The organism is candidate division KSB1 bacterium (assembly GCA_022562085.1).
GTDB lineage: Bacteria > Zhuqueibacterota > Zhuqueibacteria > Oceanimicrobiales > Oceanimicrobiaceae > Oceanimicrobium.
Window position 1 is genome coordinate 1 of sequence record JADFPY010000431.1, and the last position, 3,310, is coordinate 3,310.

4 protein-coding genes are annotated in these 3,310 nt (G+C 45.9%); 1 reads left to right on the forward strand and 3 read right to left on the reverse strand.

From position 1 onward, the window contains the following. The coding region (locus IH879_21785; protein ID MCH7677557.1) for a response regulator at nt 1-304 on the forward strand (304 nt) is incomplete at its 5' end. Nucleotides 305-425: 121 nt separating this feature from the next. On the opposite strand, the gene IH879_21790 is transcribed toward IH879_21785, so the two are convergent. From IH879_21790 to IH879_21800, 3 genes are all read right to left on the reverse strand, one after another. Then, nucleotides 426-683 carry a protein kinase gene (locus IH879_21790; protein ID MCH7677558.1) on the reverse strand — a complete coding sequence of 86 codons (258 nt, stop codon included), beginning with the start codon at nt 681-683 and terminating at the stop codon, nt 426-428. A 189-nt stretch (nt 684-872) separates the two neighbouring features. Next, nucleotides 873-2,321, reverse strand: a complete 1,449-nt coding sequence (gene sthA, locus IH879_21795; GenBank protein ID MCH7677559.1) for a Si-specific NAD(P)(+) transhydrogenase — start codon at nt 2,319-2,321, stop codon at nt 873-875. Between the two features lie 97 nt (nt 2,322-2,418). Further along, nucleotides 2,419-3,120 carry a hypothetical protein gene (locus IH879_21800; GenBank protein ID MCH7677560.1) on the reverse strand — a complete coding sequence of 234 codons (702 nt, stop codon included), beginning with the start codon at nt 3,118-3,120 and terminating at the stop codon, nt 2,419-2,421. Between the last annotated feature and the right edge of the window lie 190 nt (nt 3,121-3,310).

Sequence of the window (3,310 nt, forward strand, 5' to 3'; positions counted from 1 at the left end):
AGACGGCCTGGAAGCACTCAGGATTATCATACAAGGCAAGCAAGTACCCAACCTGATTCTGCTGGACCTGATGATGCCCTGCTTAACCGGTGTTGAGTTCCTAAGCGTCGTGCGCGGCAGACCCGAGTTCGACCAGATCCCGATTGTCGTGTGTACCGCGATTGCTGAGACCCATGAAATCAAAGGGAAAATAGGCAATCAGATCCAGGGTTACCTGGTTAAGCCGATTAGCCGGGCAAAGCTGTTAGAAAAAATCCTCGATGCCCTGCATCCGGTTACCGTCAGAGTCGATTACAAGTATTGACATCTTAGGGGCCGCTTTTGCTGGCTATGACACTTAATTCATTCTCCTTTCATTCCCCCGACGCACCAGCCGGGGTTTATTTTTTTCCAAAAGGAAACTTTACAATGATTCGAATTAATGGTCAGCACTTACTAAGAAGAATATTTAGCCCTTCGGCGATTTGGGTGGCATAATCCAGAACCTCCGGCAGGGGCACAAAATTTTGTGCCCCTGCGATTTCCTTCAATTCCTTGCCTTCGATATATTCCATGACGATAAACATCTCGTCATCCACCTCTTCGATGGCGTAAATCGTGGCGATATTCGGGTGATTTAGTGCCGCGGCAGCTTGCGCCTCGATTTTGAATCGCGCACGTTCCTCTTTGTAGACGACGCCCATGCTGCCGTCGCCCAGCTTGTCGAGGATTTTATAGTGGAGAATTGTTTTGCCAATCCATTGTCCCAAAACCGTTCCCCTTAAAAAATGAAAGAAATTTTGGCCGGAGAAAAATCGGAAATTGTAAGGAATTAAACGAAATAGAAAAGCCCAAACAAGGGAAAAGTTGAAGTGTGAGCCCGACTGGTGGCTTTAGGCAGTTTTAACTTTTTTCAGGGGAACTACATTACCGCGATCGGCTACGGTAATTTTTTTCTCTTCACGTTTAGGACGCGCGTTAACGCGGTTGAGCCCGTTGAGCGCAGCAACCCGGTAGGCTTCCGCCATGGTGGGATAATTAAAAGTCGTGTTCATGAAGTACATGAGGGTGTTAGCTTTACCTTTCTGGGTCATGATCGCCTGGCCGATGTGCACAATTTCTGAAGCATGGTTACCAAAACAGTGGATGCCGAGAATCTTCAAGGTCTCGCGGTGAAAAAGAATTTTCAGCATGCCAATCGTTCGTCCGGTAATTTGTGCCCGGGCCAAATGCCGGAAAGAAGCATGTCCGACTTCATAGGGAATTTTTTGGGCAGTGAGCTCCCGTTCGGTTAAACCAACGGAGCTGATTTCCGGGATCGTATAAATACCGGTGGGAATATGCTCCACAAGTGAGTGTTCGCATTCTCCATAAACCAGGTGGGTAGCAGCAAAACGGCCCTGGTCGTAAGCGGCGCTGGCAAGATTAGGATAACCGACCACATCGCCAACAGCGTAAATATGAGACTGGGTGGTCTGGTAACTTTTATTAACAATAATTGAGCCCCGCTTATCATGATCAATCCCGAGGGATTCCAACCCCATATTAGATGAATTCCCGGTTCTGCCTTGTGCCCAGAGAAGGACGTCACTGTATATTTGCTTGTTGGATTTTAGAAAGAGTGTCACACCACGATCATCCGCTTCAATTCTCTCATATTCTTCGTTATGCCGAATGAGCACGCCCTGCTCCCGCAAATGATAGCTCAGTGCATCAACAATTTCATCATCGAGAAAAGATAACAGCTGGCTGCGGGTATTGACTAAATTTACCTTGATGCGCAGTCCCCGGAAAATTGAGGCGTACTCACACCCCACGATTCCGGCGCCGAAGATGGTAATTGACTTCGGATTCTTTTTAAGATTTAAAATCGAATCACTGTCTAAAAGGCGTGAATGAGAAAAATCGATTCCTTCCGGCTGCCGGGGTCTGGAACCGGTCGCGATAATAAAAGCATCGGCGGTATATTTTTCTTTCAACACACCCGGCAGCGTGACTTCTATGGTATGGTCATTAATGAAGTTTGCGTGCCCATGAATAATATCGACTTGATTACGTTCGTAAAAGCTGCGGCGCAGATTAACCTGCTGCCGAACCACAGAATCGGCTGATTTCAGCAGTTTGAGATAATTAGAGTCGCGAAATTTACCGGTATCCGCCAGCAACTGAACCGCGTGACGCAGCGCCTTGCTGGGAATGGTGCCTTTATGGGTGCAATTGCCGCCAACTTCCGGCAGACTGTCGATAACGACTACGCTTTTACCGGCTTTCGAAGCCTGCATGGCAGCGCCCTCACCCCCGGGACCGCTGCCGATTACGATAATGTCGTATTTGTTTTTCATGAACTTAAATATTCGTTTAATCTATCAAATAGTTTTATCGGAGAATAGTCATTTGTCTTTAGGTTTCTTTTGATGCACAACGCAAGTCGTTATCTTTTCAAACTTCAGAGATTCCCAATTCATGTAATTTCTTTTTGGCCTCACGACGGGCTGACTCAATAAGTACATTAGCTTCCGGTTTGCTAAGGGTACCTTTTCTCACCCGGGTCTTGATCTCATGCTCTCTTTCCCTTAGAAAAAGCAGAATCGAGTCTTTTTGACTTTCCAAAGATTTCTCAGCATGAGGCTCAGAAACGGGACTTCTCTTTGCAGGAGGATTTTGTGCAGTGACTTTAGGCTGCGGTTTTTTGTTGTTTCTTGCAGCCAAAACATCACGAATGATTCGCTCAAATTTCTGAGGTGCGATTCCTTGTTCGCTCAACCTGTCTAAAGATACGATATCATATCCAATGCTTGCTAGTCGCTCGCGATAGGAAGAAAGAATTTTTTTACAGGTTAGAACCATCACAATATTGTGTTCTCGTGAAGCCATGTGTGCCTTCACCATCGTTGGCAGCCTATCGATTAGGCCGAGTATGCAGACAATAACAAGTCCTAGAAACAGTAACACTTTTATGTCAAACTTGCCGACGGTTAACCAGTGAGTAATCGCATTATCAAGGGCAAAAAAGAAAAGAATCAGAAAGACGATGGACCAAAGTCCCGCTCGTTTAAATGTTTTTTGATGTTTCCTATAAATCGTTTCATAATTTACAACCGCTTTCCTGTGACCGCGCTGTTGATTCGGTTGAACATTCATAATTAGTCTCCCTTTTTGCGCCCCCCTGGGCTCAGCCGGTAAACCGCAACTTTAAGATACAATGCGACAATTCACAAAGCAAGAAAAAACAGTTAGTGTCCTGATTTGAAAATCTACCCACAAAAATGAGCACCCGTTTTGTTGAGCGTCAAAAACTTGACTATGCGCATGTCTATGCGCCGGGTTACTT